Annotated in this window: 22 protein-coding genes; all 22 read left to right on the top strand. The window is 43.6% G+C overall.

Going from position 1 to position 19,978, the window contains the following annotated elements; genetic code table 11:
• Positions 1 to 78: 78 nt before the first annotated feature.
• Positions 79 to 495, top strand: a complete 417-nt coding sequence (locus MHH46_RS22350; protein ID WP_076129649.1) for an Asp23/Gls24 family envelope stress response protein — start codon at positions 79 to 81, stop codon at positions 493 to 495.
• Between the two features lie 74 nt (positions 496 to 569).
• Entirely contained in the window at positions 570 to 1,109 is a 540-nt protein-coding gene (amaP, locus tag MHH46_RS22345) for an alkaline shock response membrane anchor protein AmaP (RefSeq protein WP_036682827.1), read from the top strand.
• Positions 1,110 to 1,124: 15 nt separating this feature from the next.
• Positions 1,125 to 1,358 (top strand): DUF2273 domain-containing protein, encoded by a 234-nt coding sequence (locus MHH46_RS22340; RefSeq protein WP_036682825.1) that lies wholly within the window; start codon positions 1,125 to 1,127, stop codon positions 1,356 to 1,358.
• A 257-nt stretch (positions 1,359 to 1,615) separates the two neighbouring features.
• Complete coding sequence (nusB, locus tag MHH46_RS22335; protein WP_036682824.1) at positions 1,616 to 2,068, top strand: transcription antitermination factor NusB; 453 nt, start codon at positions 1,616 to 1,618, stop codon at positions 2,066 to 2,068.
• Between the two features lie 42 nt (positions 2,069 to 2,110).
• Positions 2,111 to 2,968 carry a bifunctional methylenetetrahydrofolate dehydrogenase/methenyltetrahydrofolate cyclohydrolase FolD gene (folD, locus tag MHH46_RS22330; RefSeq protein WP_036682821.1) on the top strand — a complete coding sequence of 286 codons (858 nt, stop codon included), beginning with the start codon at positions 2,111 to 2,113 and terminating at the stop codon, positions 2,966 to 2,968.
• Between the two features lie 11 nt (positions 2,969 to 2,979).
• Positions 2,980 to 4,359, top strand: a complete 1,380-nt coding sequence (xseA, locus tag MHH46_RS22325) for an exodeoxyribonuclease VII large subunit (protein ID WP_076129650.1) — start codon at positions 2,980 to 2,982, stop codon at positions 4,357 to 4,359.
• A complete protein-coding gene (gene xseB, locus MHH46_RS22320; RefSeq protein WP_036682818.1) occupies positions 4,337 to 4,594 on the top strand; it encodes an exodeoxyribonuclease VII small subunit in 258 nt (85 codons plus the stop codon). Before xseA ends, xseB begins: the two co-directional genes overlap by 23 nt.
• Positions 4,581 to 5,528 (top strand): polyprenyl synthetase family protein, encoded by a 948-nt coding sequence (locus MHH46_RS22315; protein WP_076129651.1) that lies wholly within the window; start codon positions 4,581 to 4,583, stop codon positions 5,526 to 5,528. The genes xseB and MHH46_RS22315 overlap by 14 nt, the downstream gene beginning before the upstream one ends.
• 99 nt (positions 5,529 to 5,627) lie before the next feature.
• On the top strand, positions 5,628 to 7,532 hold the full coding sequence (dxs, locus tag MHH46_RS22310) for a 1-deoxy-D-xylulose-5-phosphate synthase (RefSeq protein WP_076129652.1): 1,905 nt from the start codon (positions 5,628 to 5,630) through the stop codon (positions 7,530 to 7,532).
• A gap of 45 nt (positions 7,533 to 7,577) precedes the next feature.
• Positions 7,578 to 8,480 carry a TlyA family RNA methyltransferase gene (locus tag MHH46_RS22305; RefSeq protein WP_076129653.1) on the top strand — a complete coding sequence of 301 codons (903 nt, stop codon included), beginning with the start codon at positions 7,578 to 7,580 and terminating at the stop codon, positions 8,478 to 8,480.
• A gap of 330 nt (positions 8,481 to 8,810) precedes the next feature.
• Positions 8,811 to 9,284, top strand: coding sequence for a hypothetical protein (locus MHH46_RS22300; RefSeq protein WP_232061423.1), 474 nt, complete (start codon positions 8,811 to 8,813; stop codon positions 9,282 to 9,284).
• A gap of 31 nt (positions 9,285 to 9,315) precedes the next feature.
• Positions 9,316 to 9,765, top strand: a complete 450-nt coding sequence (gene ahrC / locus MHH46_RS22295) for a transcriptional regulator AhrC/ArgR (protein WP_036682813.1) — start codon at positions 9,316 to 9,318, stop codon at positions 9,763 to 9,765.
• A gap of 46 nt (positions 9,766 to 9,811) precedes the next feature.
• Positions 9,812 to 11,539 carry a DNA repair protein RecN gene (recN, locus tag MHH46_RS22290; protein ID WP_076129654.1) on the top strand — a complete coding sequence of 576 codons (1,728 nt, stop codon included), beginning with the start codon at positions 9,812 to 9,814 and terminating at the stop codon, positions 11,537 to 11,539.
• A gap of 138 nt (positions 11,540 to 11,677) precedes the next feature.
• Entirely contained in the window at positions 11,678 to 12,790 is a 1,113-nt protein-coding gene (gene spoIVB, locus MHH46_RS22285) for a SpoIVB peptidase (protein ID WP_081383394.1), read from the top strand.
• 197 nt (positions 12,791 to 12,987) lie between these two features.
• The gene (spo0A, locus tag MHH46_RS22280) at positions 12,988 to 13,803 is read left to right on the top strand and encodes a sporulation transcription factor Spo0A (protein WP_036682806.1); all 816 of its coding nucleotides are present in this window, start codon (positions 12,988 to 12,990) and stop codon (positions 13,801 to 13,803) included.
• Between the two features lie 183 nt (positions 13,804 to 13,986).
• The gene (locus MHH46_RS22275) at positions 13,987 to 14,961 is read left to right on the top strand and encodes a tyrosine-type recombinase/integrase (RefSeq protein WP_076193105.1); all 975 of its coding nucleotides are present in this window, start codon (positions 13,987 to 13,989) and stop codon (positions 14,959 to 14,961) included.
• 578 nt (positions 14,962 to 15,539) lie between these two features.
• Positions 15,540 to 16,091 carry a hypothetical protein gene (locus tag MHH46_RS22270; RefSeq protein ID WP_076193107.1) on the top strand — a complete coding sequence of 184 codons (552 nt, stop codon included), beginning with the start codon at positions 15,540 to 15,542 and terminating at the stop codon, positions 16,089 to 16,091.
• A gap of 382 nt (positions 16,092 to 16,473) precedes the next feature.
• Complete coding sequence (locus MHH46_RS22265; protein WP_076193111.1) at positions 16,474 to 17,091, top strand: hypothetical protein; 618 nt, start codon at positions 16,474 to 16,476, stop codon at positions 17,089 to 17,091.
• Complete coding sequence (locus MHH46_RS22260) at positions 17,088 to 17,822, top strand: hypothetical protein (protein WP_076193113.1); 735 nt, start codon at positions 17,088 to 17,090, stop codon at positions 17,820 to 17,822. Before MHH46_RS22265 ends, MHH46_RS22260 begins: the two co-directional genes overlap by 4 nt.
• Before the next feature lie 28 nt (positions 17,823 to 17,850).
• Entirely contained in the window at positions 17,851 to 18,318 is a 468-nt protein-coding gene (locus MHH46_RS22255; RefSeq protein WP_076193115.1) for a hypothetical protein, read from the top strand.
• Between the two features lie 149 nt (positions 18,319 to 18,467).
• Positions 18,468 to 18,632 carry a hypothetical protein gene (locus tag MHH46_RS22250; protein ID WP_405132514.1) on the top strand — a complete coding sequence of 55 codons (165 nt, stop codon included), beginning with the start codon at positions 18,468 to 18,470 and terminating at the stop codon, positions 18,630 to 18,632.
• Between the two features lie 58 nt (positions 18,633 to 18,690).
• Positions 18,691 to 19,893: a hypothetical protein gene (locus MHH46_RS22245; RefSeq protein WP_076193119.1), complete on the top strand. Its 1,203-nt coding sequence runs from the start codon at positions 18,691 to 18,693 to the stop codon at positions 19,891 to 19,893.
• Positions 19,894 to 19,978 lie beyond the last annotated feature (85 nt).

Raw genomic sequence — 19,978 nt, 5'->3', positions numbered from 1 at the left:
GATATAGTATGTTTAATAAGAGACGTGCTTTACGCTTGAAATCATGAACAATCTTTCTTGAAAGGTGTGAAGTCTAAAATGAGTACATTGCCGACAGAATACGAACGGACGGAAATCGGTGAAATCCAGATTGCTCCTGAAGTAATCGAGGTTATTGCAGGTCTGGCGACCGTTGAGGTTAAAGGTGTAGCAGGTATGAGCGGCGGATTCGCCGGTGGTATTGTTGAACTTCTTGGACGTAAGAATCTGTCCAAAGGAGTTAAAGTAGAGGTTGGACAACGTGAAGCTGCGGTGGATGTTTCTGTAATTATTGAATATGGCAATCGCCTTCCTGAAGTGGCTGCTGAAATTCAACGTAATGTTAAGCGCTCCATCGAGACTATGACTGGTCTGACTGTTGTGGAAGTGAATGTGCATATTCATGATGTGCAATTCAAGAACAACAACACTGTAGACAAGAACGAAGAAACAGAAACGATTCTTCGTGTGAAATAGCAGTCATCGTTCTTCCATAAACCCCCGACAGCAAAGTCGAGGGTTTACTCTAATTTAAGGAGGTTATGAGACTCGTGGCAAAAATTTTGGACAGACTTTTGCTGTTTGTCTACAGCTTAAGTATCGGAATACTATCTGTTATTGCCATCCTCCTCTTAAGCGGTGCGATTCCTAGAACTTTGGAGATTGAGAATGGACCAGCAGCTTATATTACAGCAATAATAGTAGCAGTTGTCTTGTTCCTTCTGAGCATCCGATTTTTCTACATCTCTCTGCGCCGTGATCGCGCTTCATTGCCTTCGGTCGATCAGCGTACAGAGTATGGGGATATCCAGATTTCAATGGAAACTATTGAGAATCTGAGTCTTAAGGCTGCCGGTAAAGTGAAGGGAATCAGAGATCTCAAGTCACGTATTCGTGTCTCGCAGGCTGGCCTTGAAATTACAATTCGTGCAGTAGTCGACGGTGAGCATTCATTACCGCTGCTTACCACAGAAGTACAACGTCAGGTGCATGATTTCGTGCAGGAGACAACCGGCATTCCGGTTGCTGATGTGTCTGTATATATTGCTAACCTCACGCAGTCTCCAAGCTTCAAAAGTCGAGTGGAATAGAGGTGAGTTTCCCTTATGTCTTGGAAAGAAGTATGGGAAAGTCACGGGGGTAGAATCGCCGGAGTGACTTTCGGCATTGGTCTGGGTTTGATTTATTTAATTTGCGGTTTTTGGGATATGCTGTTCTTTGCACTGGTAGTGTTCATCGGATATACGCTCGGCAAAAGAAAGGATACCGCGCAAGCGCCCCTGTTTCAATGGCAGGAGTTGGTTTCGCGATTATCCGGACGCTGGCGTCCCTTTAAGTGAACCGCGATAGTCTTTTTCCCGGAGCAGGAAACCGTAAGTTTGTGTTGTCCGTTGCCCCCGGAAGAAAGGCTTTGCGGTTTTTTTGCGACAAGGGATAGGTATATTTGCGAGCTTCCTCTGAAGGTATCTTCGCTTTGTGCAATAATCCTCACAGGATTAGGGAAAGAATGAATAAGTGTGAAGCGATATTTGGGTTGTAGACGTTGTTGCAGTACAAGTGAATATTTTAATGCGATATAAGATTTTAGGAGGAACACATGAAAAGACGTATAGCTAGAGAGATTATTGTCCAAAGCCTGTATCAGATGGAAATGAACGATGTGGAAAGCGCGGAAGCCGTAGAAATGCTGCTCGAGGAAGCTTCAGAAGAGAATGAAACCGAACGTGTAATCACGGACGAGATTCAGCTTAAACACTATGTGGTAGAGCATGTGAATGGGGTATGGGAGCACAAGGTAGCGATCGACGATATACTTGAACATTACCTGAAGGGCTGGCAAATGAGCCGTCTGTCACGTGTGGATCGTCAGATTCTACGTTTAGCAGCGTATGAAATGGTGTTCGCCAATGATGTGCCTGCGAAGGTTGCGGTGAATGAAGCGATCGATTTGGCCAAGCATTTTGGAACGGATGATTCCGGGAAGTTTGTTAACGGAGTACTCGGAAAGATGATCCAAGAGATAGATACTATTAAAGCTGACCATTCTTAATTTATAAACCATAGTAAAGTATATAAAAGGGGAGAGACTAACATGACAGCAGCAATCATCAGTGGTAAACAAGTATCCGAGGAAATTCGTATTAGCATTGCCCAAGAGGTTGCTGAACTGGCGAAACGCGGCGTAAAGCCCGGTTTGGCTGTTATTCTAGTAGGTGAAGACCCGGGATCTCAGGTTTATGTTCGCAATAAGGAGAAATCTTGTATCAGCTTAGGATTCCATTCGGAAGTGCATAAATTGGATGAATCCACTTCTCAAGAAGAACTTCTGGCACTGGTAGCAGAGCTAAACGGACGCGATGATATCGACGGAATTCTGGTTCAACTCCCATTGCCTAAGCATATCGAGGAGAAGGCTGTTATTGATGCAATCTCCGTGGAAAAGGATGTAGACGGCTTTCACCCTGTCAATGTAGGCAACCTGGTCATCGGTGCCGACAGTCTTCTTCCATGTACTCCTGCAGGAGTAATCGAACTGATCAAACGTACAGGAACAGGTATGGCAGGTAAACATGCCGTTGTAATTGGTCGTAGCAATATTGTAGGAAAGCCAGTTTCCCTCTTGTTGCAACGCGAAAATGCTACCGTAACTATGTGCCATTCCCGTACAGCTAATATGCAAGAGATTAGCCGTCAAGCGGATATTTTGGTTGTAGCGATCGGACGAGCTAATTTCATTGATGCTTCCTATGTGAAGCCGGGTGCTGTTGTCATTGATGTGGGCATGAACCGTCTGGATAACGGTAAACTCGCAGGTGATGTTGATTATGAAAGTGCAAAAGAAGTTGCCGGATACATCACGCCTGTTCCAGGCGGGGTTGGTCCGATGACTATTACAATGCTGATGAGCAACACGCTGATTGCGGCTAAACGCCGTCACGGCCTGGAATAGGGGTAAGATTCATGGCGGCAGAGCGGCAGGTTTATTCGATCAAAGAACTCAACCGTTATATCCGCATGAAGCTAGACTCGGATAATTTACTTTCGGATGTGTGGATTCGCGGAGAGATATCCAACTTTACACATCATGGCAGCGGGCATATGTATTTTACACTTAAGGACGAGAGCAGCCGCATTAAAGCGATTATGTTCGCTTCTCATAACCAGCGGCTGCCTTTTATTCCGAAGGAAGGCGCTCGGGTAATTGCCAGAGGTAATGTGACCGTCTATGAACGGGATGGGCAATATCAGTTCTACGCCACACATATGCAGCCTGATGGGATTGGCAGTTTATATCTGGCCTATGAGCAGCTGAAGAGCAAGCTTGAAAAAGAAGGCCTTTTTGCAGAAGCTCGCAAGCGTTCGTTACCGCGGTTCCCGAAGTGTATTGGTGTGATTACTTCCCCAACAGGAGCAGCTGTACGAGATATTGTAATTACGCTTCAGCGGCGGTTTCCGCAGGTAGCTATTGTAATCTATCCCGTACTGGTGCAAGGCAAAGGAGCTGCGCCTTCGATAGTGAAGGCGATTGGTGCGCTGAACGCCATGGGTGAAGCCGACGTGCTTATCGTCGGCCGCGGCGGCGGTTCGCTGGAGGAGCTGTGGGCGTTCAACGAGGAGGAAGTCGCGCGAGCGATATCGGCATCAAGGATTCCGGTCATCTCGGCCGTCGGCCACGAGACCGATTTCACGATTGCCGATTTCGCCGCCGACCTCCGCGCGGCTACGCCCACAGCGGCCGCTGAGCTGGCCGTGCCTCATGCCGGCGAGCTAGCTGCGCAGCTTCGCCAGCTGCAGCAGCGGCTGCGCCAGGCGCTGCAACAACGCGCCCAGCGTGGACGCGAGCGCCACTCGGTGCTGCAGCGCTCGCTGGCGCTGGCAGGCCCGCGCCGCACGCTGATTCAGCACACGCAGCGGCTGGACATGCTGCGTGAGCGGCTCCAGCGCTCGGCGGATGCACGGCTCAGCCGTTCCCGCGAGCGCAAGGCGGTGCTGCATCACAGTCTGCAGCGGTTCCATCCGCGCGACAGTGTTGCTGCAGCACGTCAGCTCACAGACAGTCTGCGCCGTGAGTTAATGGGCGCTATGCAGGCTCGTTTGCAGGAGAAGCGATCTCGCTATGTGGCGGAGATCCGCCATTTGGATGCGCTTAGCCCGCTTAAAGTAATGTCACGAGGCTACAGCTTAGTGTATGACGAGGCGGAAGAACATTTAATCAAATCGCTGACCGAAGTGCAGCTTGGCGATCTTGTGGTGATAAAGATGAATGACGGACAGCTGAACTGCCAAGTATGGGGGATGAAGGAGGATGGCAAAGACGATGACGAAGGAAGCGGAACTTGATTTTGAAGGCGCTATGGACCGACTGGAGGAAATCGTTCGTGAGCTTGAACACGGCGACGTTCCTCTGGAGAAGGCCATCGATTTATTTCAGCAGGGCATGAAGCTGTCGCAGCTTTGCGGCAGCAAGCTGGAACAAGTAGAGCGTAAGATCGAAATGATTACCCAAGAGGACGGAGAACTGCGCAAAAAGCCGTTTGGTGCACGTCTGGAAGGGGACGCCGATGAATCGCTTTGAGAATGATCTGGAGGGAAGCTCCGCAAGTGAAAGCATGCGGCAGCCGCTGGAGGATTACATCGCATCGATAAGTGATTTGCTCTCACATGAGCTTGAGACTATTCTTCCCGCAGCGTGGACGGTTCCAGAAAATTTACAGCAAGCGATGAAGTATTCGCTAATGGCAGGGGGCAAACGCCTCCGGCCGTTGCTTGTGATCGCTGCTTGTGAATCACTGGGAGGCAGCCGTGAAGCAGCCTTGCCTGTTGCAGCTGCGATTGAGATGGTACATACCTACTCGTTGATTCATGATGATCTGCCTGCCATGGATAATGATGATTATCGGCGCGGCAAGCTGACGAATCATAAAGTCTTTGGTGAAGCATCAGCTATTCTTGCGGGTGATGCGCTTTTGACCCATGCTTTTTATAGTGTGGTACAAGCCTCCCGTAAATTTGGCATTCCTGCTGATAATGTTTTATCCATAGTGGAGGATCTGGCGGAAATGGCAGGTCCACGCGGCATGGTCGGCGGTCAGATTGCAGATATGGAAGGCGAGCAAGGACTAACAGATCTTGCGCAGTTGAAGTATATTCATCTGCATAAAACCGGAGATTTAATTATCTTTTCGTTGTTAGCCGGCGGACGTATCGCAGGGGCAACAGAGAAGCAGCTTGAAGCTCTGCGTGATTTTGGTACAAGCATCGGACTAGCTTTTCAAATCCAGGATGATATTCTTGATTTGGTTGGTGATGAAGGAAAGCTTGGCAAAAAAACAGGCAGCGATATCAAGCAGCAGAAGGTAACCTACCCTTATTTTATTGGGTTGGAGGAATCTCGTGCTGAGGTGAAGCAGCTTACAGAAGCAGCCCGAAATGCTGTGCTGAATGGCGGTTTTTACGACAACCAGCGCCTGCTGGAAATTGCAGATTATTTAATGGCACGTGATCACTAAGTATGAACTTTCGAAGCGGCTGTATTTCGACAGCCGTTTCGTTTGTGTTATAATGGTTTTTATATATTTTACAACATCTAGGAAAGCGGGGAACTATTCGTGCTGCTTCCACAAATAAATGATCCACAACAACTGAAATCACTGTCAGTCGAAGAATTAACTACTCTTGCAGAGGAGATTCGACGATTTCTGATTGAGAAGCTTACAGCAACCGGCGGGCACCTCGGTTCTAATCTGGGGGTGGTGGAGCTCACGCTGGCCTTACATTATTGCTACAACAGTCCTCGTGACAAAATGATCTACGACGTTGGCCACCAAGCCTATGTCCACAAAATACTGACCGGCCGTCAAGATCGCTTTGATACCCTACGCAAATATCAGGGATTGTGCGGCTTTGTTAAGCGCTCTGAAAGCGAACATGATGTGTGGGAGGCTGGACATAGCAGCACCTCTTTGTCGGCAGCTATGGGGATGGCTATGGCTCGTGATCTAAAAGGCGAAGACAACAAGGTGATTGCCGTGATTGGTGACGGTGCGCTTACCGGCGGGATGGCTTTTGAAGCGCTTAACCACATTGGTCATGAGAAGCGCAAGCTGATGGTCATTTTGAACGATAATGAAATGTCGATTGCTCCGAATGTAGGGGCGATGCACAATTATTTAAGCAAAATTCGTTCGGACCGTCATTATTTGCGTGCCAAAGACGAGGTTGAAGGGCTGCTTAAGAAGATTCCGGCCATCGGTGGACGATTAGCGAAAACCGCTGAACAATTAAAAAACAGTCTTAAATATATGATGGTTCCTGGAGTATTGTTTGAAGAGCTTGGCTTTACGTATCTTGGGCCAGTGGATGGACATGATCTGGAGAAAATGATCGACACCTTCCATCAAGCAGATAACGTGGCGGGTCCTGTGCTTGTGCATGTGCTGACGACCAAAGGCAAGGGCTATAAACCGGCTGAGACTGATTTTTATAAATCGCATGCTATTTCCCCTTACAAAATTGAGTCAGGTCAGGCACTTAAAGCTGTAGGTCCTCCAATGTACACCGAAGTATTTGGTAGTACACTGATTGAGCTAGGACGTGAAGATTCGCGTCTGATTGCAGTTACCCCTGCGATGCCAGGCGGTTCAGGTTTGTTTCCTTTTGCGAAGGAATTCCCGGATCGTATGATTGACGTGGGGATTGCAGAGCAGCATGCAGCAACCTTGTGTGCAGCTTTGGCTATGGAAGGGATGAAGCCGGTATACGCCGTGTATTCTACCTTCATGCAGCGTGCCTATGATCAGATCGTCCATGATATTTGCCGCCATAATGCCAATGTTATGTTCGCCATTGACCGTGCTGGATTTGTGGGTGCGGATGGTGAGACTCATCAGGGTGTGTACGATGTTGCTTTTATGCGCCATATCCCTAATATGGTTATGATGATGCCAAAAGACGAAAATGAGCTGCGTCATATGATGAAGACGGCACTTGAATATAATGACGGTCCAATTGCTTACCGCTATCCGCGTATTAACGGAACAGGTGTGGCATTGGACGCTGAACTGCATACCCTTCCTATAGGATCATGGGAACGACTGCGTACAGGAGAAGGATATGCTGTAGTGGCATGTGGTCCTATGGTTCAAGTGGCTGAAGAAGCCGCTGATTTGCTGAAGCGGGAAGGGATTCAGGTGGGCGTTGTGAATGCGCGTTTCCTGAAGCCGCTTGATAATTCCATGCTTCTGGATTTGGCTCATGCTGGAACCAATATGGTTGTTATTGAAGAGGCTTGCCAAGCGGGAAGTCTCGGCAGTGCGGTATTGGAGTTCTACGCGGAGCATGAAATTTATGACGCTCGTGTACATCTGATGGGTGTGCCCGACATCTTCGTGGAGCATGGCTCCATTAAAGAACAACGTCAGCAAACAGGTCTTACCGTAGAAGCGTTATGTGCACGTATCAAGTCCATGATGGCTCTAAGTGCTTATAATTACAAAACGACTTCGTCTTCCTAAGTGGAAGCCGGAAATTAGTAACCCTTGAACGATCGGGAGATGACCATGGAACACCGTAAAGAACGGATTGATGTACTGCTTGTGGAGCAAGGTTTTTATGAAAGTCGGGAGAAAGCTAAAGCTGCTATTATGGCAGGGTTGGTGCTCGCGGATGAGGAACGTATTGAAAAAGCTGGCATGAAGGTCTCGCGGGAGTCTACCCTTAAGGTTAAAGGCTCTGTGCATCCGTATGTCAGTCGTGGAGGCCTAAAGCTGGAGAAGGCTCTTCGCCAATTTAATATTGATCTTACCGGTCGGAACATGCTGGACATTGGTGCTTCCACTGGCGGCTTCACAGATTGTGCGCTTCAGAATGGTGTAAGCCATGTGTACGCCATTGATGTTGGCTATAACCAGCTGGATTGGTCACTGCGGAATGATGAGCGAGTGAGCGTTATGGAGCGTACGAACTTCCGGTATATGACACCTACAGATTTGCAGGGTCCTGTTCCGGACTTTGCCAGTATTGATGTATCTTTTATATCCTTAAAAATAATTCTCCCACCCCTCAAAGCCTTGCTGCAACGTCCAGCAGATATCGCTGCACTCATCAAGCCGCAATTTGAGGCTGGACGTGAGAAGGTTGGAAAATCAGGTGTGATTCGTGATTCCGCTGTCCATAAAGAGGTTTTGATTAATGTACTGACTATGGCTGCTGAGTTAGGATTCGGTCTCCATGGATTGACTTTTTCGCCAATTACAGGCGGGGAAGGCAATATTGAGTTTCTTGCTCATTGGAGACTGACGCCAGAAGTGGCGGAAGGCGAAGAATCATCCGTACAGCCGGCAGCTGCTGTTGCAGCAGTCATTCCAGTGGAGGACTTTCCATCCCTTGCTGATGAAGTGATTAAGCAGGCTACGGGTACTTTTAATGTGAGTTCTACTCATGGAAACTCCGCGCGCCGTTAGAGCTTTATGAACACCCCGTCAACCTCAAATGGTCAGCGGGGTGTTTTTTTTGAGTGGGAAGTCTGAAGAGTTCAACCTTGAAAATTCCTCTTCATCTGTTAAGATTGAGGGAGCAGATTTGCTCAAAGGGATTGAATTTATTAAAATAAAGACCCGGTATAAAATCCGGGTCTTTATATTTTGAATCTTTTTTGGATTTACTGTGCTCGTTGTAATTGTAAATTGCTGAATTAGCGAATAATATCAATTATGCGGAAAGCTTATAAAAAGACAGCTTAGAAGCAGGATTTACCAGGGCTTCACGCGAATAAATCACCGAGGTGATTGATAGTGGCGGGTAGCTCTGACAAGGTCGTTATGGCGTTTATTGGGGTAGCATTATCGATTTTTATAATATATCGGATATATGTATGGCTGCAGAGTTCTCCGCGTTCTTTTATGAAGGATCAAATTCCGTTCAATAAAGTGATTATTCCACATCCCTCTATTGATATACTTGAGGATGAAGGATATGAGGTCGTTGGAGGGAAATTAAAAATCCCCTTGTCTTTCAACGTAAATGGGGCGCAGATGTATAGCCGGTTATTTATAGATTATGTGGCGACAAAAGAGGAAGGATCTTTATATTTAGTTATCCTTTCCAGACCACGCAAGCCTTTGGATTTCACTGGCAGTGGCTTACGTGATACCTTGCTTCCCTACCTGCTGATCTATCCGGAATGCAGCGGCGTTCTATATGTTAATGTAGCAACAGCATCGATCCATGTCATTAAGCTTGGCAAAGACGACGGAGAATCAAACTGAGTCCATATTTTTTATATACCAGGAGGCAACAATGAAGGGACAACGACATATTAAGATTCGTGAAATTATTACACAAAAGGATATCGAGACACAGGACGAGCTTGTGGAAGCCTTGCGGGAATCAGGTTTTCAAGTTACTCAAGCCACAGTATCTCGAGATATAAAAGAGCTGTTGCTCATCAAGGTACCCATGGATGATGGAAGATATAAATATTCACTTCCAACGGATCAACGGTACAATCCCATTCAGAAGCTTAAGCGCGTTCTTGTGGATAATTTTGTGCAGATCGATTCCTCGGCTAATCTTGTGGTGATGAAATGTTTACCAGGTACGGCTAACTCTGTCGCTGCTTTAATTGATAATATTGACTGGCCGCAAATTATGGGAACCCTTTCTGGTGATGATACAATCCTTATCATTTGCCGTTTACCTGAGGACAGCAAGACCGTAATTTCACAAATCATGGGTTATATTTCTTAATTATAATTAATCAGATGCCTGTCATCTTCTCGGAGGTGCTCTATTAGTGTTAGAAACCTTGTCTATACGCAATCTTGCCGTCGTTGAGGCGGTAGATGTGCATTTTTATCCTGGCTTCCACGTGCTTACGGGGGAGACCGGGGCAGGTAAATCCATTATTATTGATGCGCTTGGATTGATTGTTGGAGGCCGCGGTTCTGCGGATTCCATTCGTTATGGTTGTGAAAAAGCGGAGATGGAGGCGCTCTTCAGTCTTCCCAGCGGTCATCCCGTTTGGGAGACTTTGGAGCGTCTTGGCATTGAGGCCCAGCGCGAGGAGCATCTTATTATACGACGCGAGCTTACCTCTCAAGGTAAAAGTACATCACGTGTAAATGGGCAGATGGTCAATCTTACCATGCTTCGCGAGATCGGCGAGCAGCTGGTTAATATACACGGCCAGCATGAGCACCAGAACTTGCTGAAGGCGGAACGGCATCTGGGACTGCTGGATACATACGGAGAACCGATTATTGGTCCGCTAAAGGCAGTTTTTCAGGAAAGGTATTCTGCCTTCGCGAAGGTGGAGAAAGAGCTGCGAGAGCTGCAGGAATCCAGCCAGAAGGCATACCAAATGCTTGACTTATATCGTTTTCAGCTTGAAGAAATTTCATCCGCCGGATTAAAACCGGGAGAAGATGAATTACTTACCGAAGAACGGGTCAAACTATCCCACAGTGAGAAAATGATGGATTCCGTATCGGGTGCATATGAGCTACTTTACGACAGACAAGGCTTGGAATCGATCGGTAATGTTATTTCCAGACTTGAGGATGCAGTTCGTTACGATGAGAAGGGTCTGCGAACAGTGCTCGAACAGCTGCAGTCCTCATATTACCAGCTAGAGGATGCTGCTTTTCAGCTTCGTGATTACCGGGAAAATATCGAGTTCAATCCGATGCGACTTGAAGAAATAGAGAATCGTTTGGATTTGATCACTGGACTCCGACGTAAATATGGAGAAAGTGTAGAACAGATTTTGGCTTATTATGAACAAATTCACCGGGAAACTGATTTGCTTGAGAATAAAGATGAATATCTGGAGAAACTGACGGCGAAGCGCGATTCGTTGCTGTCTGTATTAATGGAAGCAGCTACGGAATTAAGTGAAGCACGAAAGCTTTGTGCTGCTGATCTGGCCACCCAAGTGGAGGGTGAGCTCAAAGACCTTCAAATGGAAAGAACCTCGTTGCAGGTCAAATTGGACAGGCTGGAGGACCCGCGTGGAGTCGAATACAATGGTCGGCGTATTCGCCTCACAAGACAAGGGATAGACAGCGCAGAATTTATGATATCCCCTAACCCGGGCGAACCCCTGAGACCTCTTGGCAAAATTGCCTCTGGTGGTGAGCTGTCGCGTATTATGCTGGCAATGAAAAGTATTTTTGCGCGCCATGATGCAATTCCAGTTCTAATTTTTGACGAAGTGGATACTGGTGTCAGCGGCAGAGCTGCTCAGTCCATCGCAGATAAGCTGTTTAAGCTGTCCTCTACCTGTCAGGTGTTCTCCATTACTCACTTGCCGCAGGTGGCTTGTATGGCTGACCATCAGTACTTAATCCGCAAAAAGGTTGAGGATGGAAGAACCATGACTGAAGTGGAATCCCTAACGAACGATGGACGTGTAATGGAGCTGGCCAGGATGCTGGGTGGCGTAGAAATTACCGAAAAAACATTGCACCACTCGCAGGAAATGCTTAATCTGGCCGAGGCAAGTAAGGCTGCAACAAGCTAAGCGGAGCAATGATTGACAGTAATAAAAGCCTGGGGGCAAGGTTATCTTATAGGTACGCAATTGGCGACCACCTTTTTCGTCAAGCGAAAGAAGCAAAAGGGAGCGTGACAGCCATTGAAGCCTAACCTCAGGAAGTTAATGCCAGGCCTTTTATTTGCCTTCTTTCTTAGTTTATCGGGCATAACGGGAACAAACCTAAGTTCTGCTGCACCACTGCAAGGTGAACCAGCCAAGGTGACTGCACAAGGAATTCATTCCGAGCTTAAGGTGATCCCGGGAGGTCAAACGATCGGTGTGAAAGTGAAATCAGCAGGTGTTTTGGTTGTTGGTCATCATCTGATTGAAGTATCCGAGAAAACTAAGCTTTCCCCAGGAGAGGTCAGCGGTTTAGTGCCGGGTGATCTGATGATCTCCATGAATGGTGAGAAATTGGACGAGTTGTCCAAGGTGGCCAAGCTGGTGGATCGTGCTGGTAAAGCGAATAACCCCTTGACCATTGTCTTCAAACGCGGAGGTAAAGAGCATACAGCTAAGTTAAAGCCCGCGTATGACATTCATGACAAAGTGTGGCGGTTAGGCCTGTACATTCGTGATTCAGCAGCGGGTGTTGGCACATTAACTTTTTATGCTCCAGAGCAAGGTGTATATGGAGCTTTGGGACATGTGATTACAGACATGAATACCGGTACTCCAATTGTTGTAGGCAGTGGTCATATCGTTCAGTCCAGTGTCACCTCCATATCCAAAAGCCAGGATGGCGATCCGGGCGAGAAACGAGCGCATTTTTTGAAAGAAAGCCAAGTGCTTGGAAATGTGGAGAGCAATACTGACTTCGGCATCTTCGGTAAAATGAGCTCCAATCCCGAGCACAGTCTTTACAAAGAACCTATCCCCGTGGCGATGAGCGATCAAGTCAAGGAAGGTCCTGCTGAGATCCTAACTGTAGTTGACGGACAGCAGGTGGAGCGGTTTAAGGTTGAGATCATTCATGTAGCACATCAGCAAACGCCAGCCACTAAAGGAATGGTGCTGCGGATCACCGATCCACGTCTTATCGATAAGACAGGCGGTATCGTTCAAGGCATGAGCGGAAGTCCTATCGTACAGGATGGCCGTCTCATCGGAGCCGTAACTCATGTATTTGTAAATGATCCTAAGTCCGGTTATGGATGCTTCATCGAATGGATGCTTCAAGATTCAGGTGTGACCAAACAGGAGAATAGGTATTCATTAAATCTTAAGGCGGTTTAGCCTTAAGATTTTTTGTCGAACGATTACGAAGAACCTCGAACATTGAGATAAAATATTTAATTATAATCCAACACAGAAAAAAAATAAAGAAAAATAATTTTCGACAGAAGGGAATTCGATCTCCATGTCGAAAACGTAAGAGACAAGAAAAAAATGTTATTTTCGAATAGCAGATATAATTAAGGAGGAAGCAGCCAGTGCAGAATATTGAAGTGTTGTTGGCCGATGATAACAGGGAATTTACGAATTTGCTTTCCGAGTACATTTCTGAGCAAGAAGATATGACCGTAACGGGTATCGCCTACAATGGTGAAGAAGTGCTTCAAATGCTTAGCGAAGCGCGTAAAATTCCCGATGTTCTTATTCTTGATATCATTATGCCGCATTTAGACGGCCTAGGTGTATTGGAACGTCTACGTGATATGGATCTGAATCCTCAACCGAAGATCATCATGCTGACTGCTTTTGGTCAGGAGAACATCACTCAAAGAGCTGTACAGCTTGGTGCATCCTATTATATTTTGAAACCGTTCGATATGGAGGTCCTGGCAAATCGTGTACGTCAGCTTGTCGGCTCTCAAGGCAGCATGAGCTCCTCCTCCAACATGTACAATTATTCGTCGACGTCCAGATCGAATGTAGTGCCGCTCTCTAAGGGCAAGAACCTCGACGCTAACATTACCTCGATCATCCATGAAATCGGTGTCCCAGCGCATATCAAGGGCTATCAGTACCTGCGTGAAGCGATCACCATGGTATATAACAATATCGAGATCCTTGGTGCGATTACGAAGACACTCTACCCAGCAATCGCTGAGAAGTTCAAAACCACGCCTTCACGCGTAGAACGCGCGATCCGCCATGCGATTGAAGTGGCTTGGACACGTGGCAACATTGACTCCATTAGCCATTTATTCGGCTACACCATTAATATCTCCAAATCTAAGCCTACTAACTCGGAATTTATTGCCATGGTAGCGGACAAGCTGCGGATTGAGCATAAGGTTAGTTGAAAGGGTTAGGGGCAGTGCGGGGTAAGGGATTTTGAATTGTTGGAAGGTGTTTACAGGTAACGTAAGGATACCGATAAATATCCGAAATGGTGCGTTTTAAACCGATAAATATTTTTGAGAAAAGCTATTTATAACCGCTGTTTATTGGGTTTCCAAAAATCCAATGAATGGTGGTTTTTTCTTGTGACGGACTTCGATTTTCAAGTGGACAATTTCATGTTATTTTGTTCCTCCAAGAATCTTTCGCGTAAAACAATGGCAAGCTATGAACAAGCGTTAAAGCTCTTTGGTCAATATTTAAAGCAGCAGTTCAAGATTGAGGAAGTTACAAAGGTTCAGACTGGTCATATACGTCAATACATCAAGTACTTAAGGGAACGTGGTAAGTATACTGTCGTAAGCACTGAAGAATCAAAAGAAGTTAATCATCCTGAAAGTCGTTCAGATTTCAAAAAAGACATCTCAACGGCAACCATAGCTAACTATGTGCGGAATATCAAAGTGTTTTTCAATTACCTTCATGATATCGAAAAGGAAATACCGAAGAACCCATTAACCAACGTGGAAAGTCCAAAAATCGAAAGGAAAATAAAAAAGACTTTAGCCCCCGAGCAATTAAAAAAAGTCCTCTCCCAATTTGATCTTTCAACTTTTCATGGTTATAGAAATAACGTTATAATGCGGCTTTTGCTTGATACTGGGATGAGAATCGGAGAATGTCTATCGCTTCTACCAGAAAGCATCGATTTTAAACATAAAAGCATTCACGTAATCAATACTAAGAATAAGCAGGAGCGATTTGTATATTTTTCTTATAAAACCGCTAATGAAATAAAGAGATGGATGAAGTATCGAGACAGATACTCGGATTCTCCATTCCTTTTTCCCACTATTAGAGGTACACAACTAGAGGTTAGAAATTATGAAAAAGCACTGCGTGACGCAGGTGCTAAAGTGGGAATATCTATTCATCCACACCAACTAAGAAACAACTTTGCTAAGTATTATATATTAAACAATGGTGATTGGTTTAGTTTGTGCAGAATACTTGGACATTCATCAGTAGAAGTTACGCAGAAAGCTTATCTTGATTTTTCAGACGAAGAGATTGGGAAGAAATATCAGAAACATAGTCCGCTGACCTTCATGGATATATAATGCCTCTGAATGTCATAAGATTTGACAAGGTAATGGTTTGATCAAGAATGATAATTCGAATGCTCTCACGTTATTCAGCTAGTGTTAGAAACAATGTGAAATGTGAATCATTAAAAAAGACATAAAACATACCATGTTCGACGATTTAGAATGGCAACGCAAGACATGTCAGCATATCATTAGGCTGATTAAGGACGAGCAGATATTGTTAAATGAGGCATTACATCCAAATAATCGTTGAAGCTACTCTTAGATTTATAGAAATACTCTTAAAAATGATCCAAAAAGAGGTGCAGAAAGATCAATAAATAGCTAGGATTCAGAATTATTCCCATTGAAGAATCATAATGATAAAAGAAAGTCAATAGGTTTTTCTGGAATTTTACAGAAAAAATGGTATAATCATTGAAAGGAATATTTTAGGTGACATACCGAACAAGGCTCTGGAATTGAGCCTTGTTTTTAATTTACTCTTTTGTATCAGGAGACGAACCTTTGTATTTTGAAATATGAAACCAAACCAGTTTATCTAAGTAGAATAGATATTGTTCTTATCTATGATAAAAAGGGGAAATAGTATGAAACTGCTGACGAAGACCAAAATTAAGGACATGAGTGAGGAAGAAATTAAAAAGAAGATTAAGCAGCTGGTTATAATGGAGAAACCTCTAAAAAAATCCTTAAGCAATTATCAAAGAGCTATTAAACAAGTTGTAGATGACCTGAAGTATTTAGGTGAAATATTTGAAATAGAAGAAGTAGTTGATTTCTTAGCGAGAATCAAAAAGAAAAAACAGAAAATTGAAGATAAATTGATGTCTATTCAAGTAAATAAACAATTCCTAAAAGCTTCCTTAGACCCATATGAGGGTGAATCTGATTTAAGTTATGCATACGAGGGTTTTATTGAACCTTTTAATAAAAAACTTGAAAGTTATTTTTTAGAAGATGATGATGTTGTTTTACAATATGAATTTTTTGACCCAAATAAGGCTTGGATAAGTTACAAGTCATATCAATTTGATTTGCGGCTGCTTAATAAAGCGGAAAAAGAAGATGATGTACTAGAAGATAAGCAGGAAATGAGTTCAAAATATGAGAATTATGCAAGAGTTGTTGGGGACAATTAAATTTCAATTCAAAGTGCCGAAAATCCAATAACTTATTACATATTTACAATATTTGACAAATGACCGAGAATATGTTATAATACTAGTATGGTGAGAAACAGGAAATGTCCTACTGGACCTTTTCTGTTTTTTAATTCACGGGGGATATTTTTTATCTCCTTGCTGTGTGCTGTTTAAAAATGAAAGGGAAATGAAAAATGTCAGAAAGAGAAAAATTTAGATTACTCCGTTTATCTAAGAGAATTAGATTACGGGAACTTGCTGCACTACTTAATTGTCATAAAGCACATCTAAGCAATTACGAGAATAATCGTACTGGCATGGATGTAGGGAAAATCGAGCTATACAAAAAATATATCCTAGAGAAAAGAGTTGAGGAAAAATGAGTTTATGTATCGCGGTTAACAACCCAGAGAAATTCGTGATTATAGGAGGGGACGGGCGCATCACCAAAGCTAGTGAAATTGTAAGCGATTCACATAAGAAGCTAACTAAGCTTACCAATCACGTATCTATGTTTTGTTCTGGAGTACAGGATTATTGTGAGATGTTACGTTCACTGGTAGTAAAGCAAGTAAATGAATCAACACCTATTGAACAGATTGCAAGAATCGTAGAGAGAGAGTCATTAAAAGTTCATGTGCAATTTCTTATGAATTACCCTACCTACTACGATGTAGTACCAGATGGAGCATGTTTGGCTACTGTTTTAGCTTTTTATGATTTAGATAAGGGGGAATGTGGCATGATCGAATATTGCCATAGAAGTGGTTTTGATCCTCGCATTGTAGTCGGATCTGCGATGTCTGCAAGAGGGATTGGACAGGATAAGGCGTTAATCTACCTGCCAAAGCATTTCAATCCTCAGAATCCAATAGAGAGTGTTCTGGATACGTATAGGATTATAGGTGAGGAAGAAGAAAGTGTGGGTGGGGATATTAGCATACACGTAATATCTGAGGTAGGAACTAAGGAATATGTACTGGAGGTCACAAAATGAATGTCGCAATGAATTTAAATGATATAACTAGTAATTCTAGCGGTACGACCTATGCGACGTATAACGGTGGAAGTAAAGCTAGAACATTGAGGGGGATTGATAATTTTCAGCTTGGTAGAAATGTGTTCATGGGGCCTGAGGCGACAATAAGTTGGACGCAAGTAACCAATCAACCGAATATTCCGACTCTACCAAGCTATATATCCGCTACTAAGATTACTCAAACAACAATCGAATCGCCAAATATTTACGGTGGGACAATTGCCATAGGTAGTGGCAATAACGTTTTGAAAGCGGATTCTAATGGAGTTTACTTAGGTAACGCTTCGTTTTCTAATGCGCCCTTCAAGGTAACGATGGATGGGAAGCTGACCGCATTAGATGGTACTTTTAAAGGCACAATTGATGGTTCTATAATTACAGGTGGTCTAATTAGAACTGCGGATTCAGCCGCAAGCAGAATAGAATTGTCTAAGAATGGCTTAGTTTCGAGAAACGAGTTGAATGAAAAGAATGGAGTAGTCATTGATTCTGGGAACTTTTCTTCTCTTGACTTTTATTACAAAGATCAATATCGAGGGGGCTTACAGCAGGTAGCGGGTGATCTATCTCTCACTACTACACAAGGTTCTATAATTGTGGAAGCTGCTTTGTATAGTAGCACTTTGTTTAGAGGTAAGGTGGATTTTTCTGGTGCTACCGTAATCGGCGTATTTGCAACGTTTGGATGATTTATCAAATATATAAAGGAGAATATTAATGAAAGAGAGTATAAAGGTATGTAATAGATGTGATCTGTCTTTTCCGTTAGGTAATTTTTATAATCAATCCAATACAAAGGATGGGAAGGGCAACTACTGCAAGAAGTGTAAAAGCGAATATCAAAAAGAACAAACAAAGATGTTGAAAGAAAAAAATCTTTCGATGTATTTATTAAGAGAATCATGCTATGCGGCTTTCGAGAGAGGAAAGCCCACTTATAAGCGTAAAGGTTATGAGAACGTTAGATGCAGCTTTGACAATGCAAGAAGCTTTTTAGAAGCGTTGTGGAATGATGAGATTTTCATGAATGAATGGATTGCACAAACGGATGTGTATGTTGCAAATAATTATAATTATAAGTATCGTCCCACATTGGACAGGATCAATCCTGAACTTGGTTATGAAAAAGGTAACATTAGAATGTTACCACAACACATAAACGTCTCCAGAGATAAAGCTGTTTGATAATTAAGTCAATAGCGAGAGGGCTTTAGTATGAAATATTAGTAACTCCAACATGTTTCCGTGAAGAGAACGGAAGCTTATTTTATTTGGACATTTATGAAAGGAGATAAGACATGTTTTCAGAAAATGAGTTTTTTTATTGCTATAGCATGAAGCTATTCAAGTTTCTACGTATGGATAGAGAGTTTAGTTTTATTTGTTCAGGGCTTCATGAGAAGACGATGCAGAAATTTTGGCAGTTCAAACGAACTGAAGAATTGAATAGAGCATTGTTGGAGTTCAGTCAGCGCCATTATGGTGCTAATGAACAATAAGGTTAAGGACACAGTGTTAAATTATATTCGTGTTAAATTATAAGGAGAAGTGAAAAATATGAACAAAGAGCCAGAGACAAAGCAAGAACAATATGTAGGGTTTCCAATGAAGATGAACGCCTATGCACATGAAGGTTTATTTGTCGTGCAGAAAGATGAGAATGCTTTCATGCTATATTTCATTCTAGGAAAGATGTCGCAAAACTATTGGACTTGGGGAAGTTTTGAAACAACAGTTGTGACGCTTAGTAAGCAATTTCAAATCAAGACCAAGGAGAGCGATAACAGGAAAGAGATTAGACGTCTACTAATGGTTTTGAATGATAAAGGTTGGATTAAGATTACCTTCGATGAAGAATCGTTTGAATACGATACACTACTTACTATTTATATGGTTGACTTGAAAAGTCCACTTGTTATGGATAGTGTGGATAGCGACAATTTTAAACACCTAGGGTATCAGAAAGTAACTCAGGAAATGTTTGATGCTTGCAAGGGCGACTCAAGGCATTTTAGAGCCATGATCTACGCTGAATGGCGTATGTTTCGTGATAAAGAGAATGAAGGTACGTACCGTATTTCTCTTGGTGAATGGGAAAAGACAATGAATATATCTCACGCCACAGCAGTGAAATTGATCAAGGAACTTGATGAACTAAACCTAGTGGATAAAAAACGTGGTGCAATGTATCAAGATGTCTACGGCAAGCCAAAACGTGAAACTAATCAGTTTTCCGTAGTGAGCGAAAAGGAGCGAAAAAAGCGTGAGGAAAATACTAATGAGAGGGAAGAAACTTTGGCTAAAGAAGTGAATCGTCACTTGTCTTCTGCTGAAGCAATGGGAAATATTACAGATGAACGCGTTCATAAAACAAACCTATTAAACCCCGACAGAAGCGTTTACTTAGATGCTTACGACATGTACGTATTCGTGACTACAAAATGCAAAGTTACTTTAGACCATGTGAATAAGCGATTAGACAAAATGGATGAGTCAAAGCCAGGAAAACGTAAAGAACTTATCGACTTAGGCAATAAGGAGAAATCGAGGCGTGACAAGGAAACATCAGCCATTAAGAGAGCTCAAGAAATGAGTAAATGCTATGTTAACCCTGTAGACTTCATTTCTGATGATGATTATTCTGAACGTTATGATCGTTCTAAAGCAAATCGAGAAGCCAAGGAAGTAGAAGCAAAGAAACAGAAACTGGATGAGTCAGCATCTTCATTAAGGGACGAAGACGATGAAATAGCAAGTTAGCATAATAGAATTGACAGATAGTAGAACTAGAGTAGTTTTGGCTACTTTATATTGTTAATTCACATGAGACATGTGATGTGTGCTG

It is taken from the genome of Paenibacillus sp. FSL H8-0175 (genome assembly GCF_045040615.1).
In the GTDB taxonomy this organism is placed as follows: Bacteria; Bacillota; Bacilli; order Paenibacillales; family Paenibacillaceae; genus Paenibacillus_AQ; species Paenibacillus_AQ odorifer.
Note: the sequence above shows the minus strand (reverse complement) of the source record. Positions and strands in the feature narration are given on the sequence as shown.

What these genes read in the sequence shown, in the direction of transcription:
- MHH46_RS22350 (WP_076129649.1), top strand. Translation starts at nt 79, where the DNA reads ATGAGTACATTGCCGACAGAATACGAACGGACGGAAATCGGTGAAATC.
- MHH46_RS22340 (WP_036682825.1), top strand. Translation starts at nt 1,125, where the DNA reads ATGTCTTGGAAAGAAGTATGGGAAAGTCACGGGGGTAGAATCGCCGGA.
- nusB (WP_036682824.1), top strand. Translation starts at nt 1,616, where the DNA reads ATGAAAAGACGTATAGCTAGAGAGATTATTGTCCAAAGCCTGTATCAG.
- folD (WP_036682821.1), top strand. Translation starts at nt 2,111, where the DNA reads ATGACAGCAGCAATCATCAGTGGTAAACAAGTATCCGAGGAAATTCGT.
- xseA (WP_076129650.1), top strand. Translation starts at nt 2,980, where the DNA reads ATGGCGGCAGAGCGGCAGGTTTATTCGATCAAAGAACTCAACCGTTAT.
- xseB (WP_036682818.1), top strand. Translation starts at nt 4,337, where the DNA reads ATGACGAAGGAAGCGGAACTTGATTTTGAAGGCGCTATGGACCGACTG.
- MHH46_RS22315 (WP_076129651.1), top strand. Translation starts at nt 4,581, where the DNA reads ATGAATCGCTTTGAGAATGATCTGGAGGGAAGCTCCGCAAGTGAAAGC.
- MHH46_RS22305 (WP_076129653.1), top strand. Translation starts at nt 7,578, where the DNA reads ATGGAACACCGTAAAGAACGGATTGATGTACTGCTTGTGGAGCAAGGT.
- ahrC (WP_036682813.1), top strand. Translation starts at nt 9,316, where the DNA reads ATGAAGGGACAACGACATATTAAGATTCGTGAAATTATTACACAAAAG.
- spoIVB (WP_081383394.1), top strand. Translation starts at nt 11,678, where the DNA reads ATGCCAGGCCTTTTATTTGCCTTCTTTCTTAGTTTATCGGGCATAACG.
- MHH46_RS22270 (WP_076193107.1), top strand. Translation starts at nt 15,540, where the DNA reads ATGAAACTGCTGACGAAGACCAAAATTAAGGACATGAGTGAGGAAGAA.
- MHH46_RS22265 (WP_076193111.1), top strand. Translation starts at nt 16,474, where the DNA reads ATGAGTTTATGTATCGCGGTTAACAACCCAGAGAAATTCGTGATTATA.
- MHH46_RS22260 (WP_076193113.1), top strand. Translation starts at nt 17,088, where the DNA reads ATGAATGTCGCAATGAATTTAAATGATATAACTAGTAATTCTAGCGGT.
- MHH46_RS22255 (WP_076193115.1), top strand. Translation starts at nt 17,851, where the DNA reads ATGAAAGAGAGTATAAAGGTATGTAATAGATGTGATCTGTCTTTTCCG.
- MHH46_RS22250 (WP_405132514.1), top strand. Translation starts at nt 18,468, where the DNA reads ATGAAGCTATTCAAGTTTCTACGTATGGATAGAGAGTTTAGTTTTATT.
- MHH46_RS22245 (WP_076193119.1), top strand. Translation starts at nt 18,691, where the DNA reads ATGAACAAAGAGCCAGAGACAAAGCAAGAACAATATGTAGGGTTTCCA.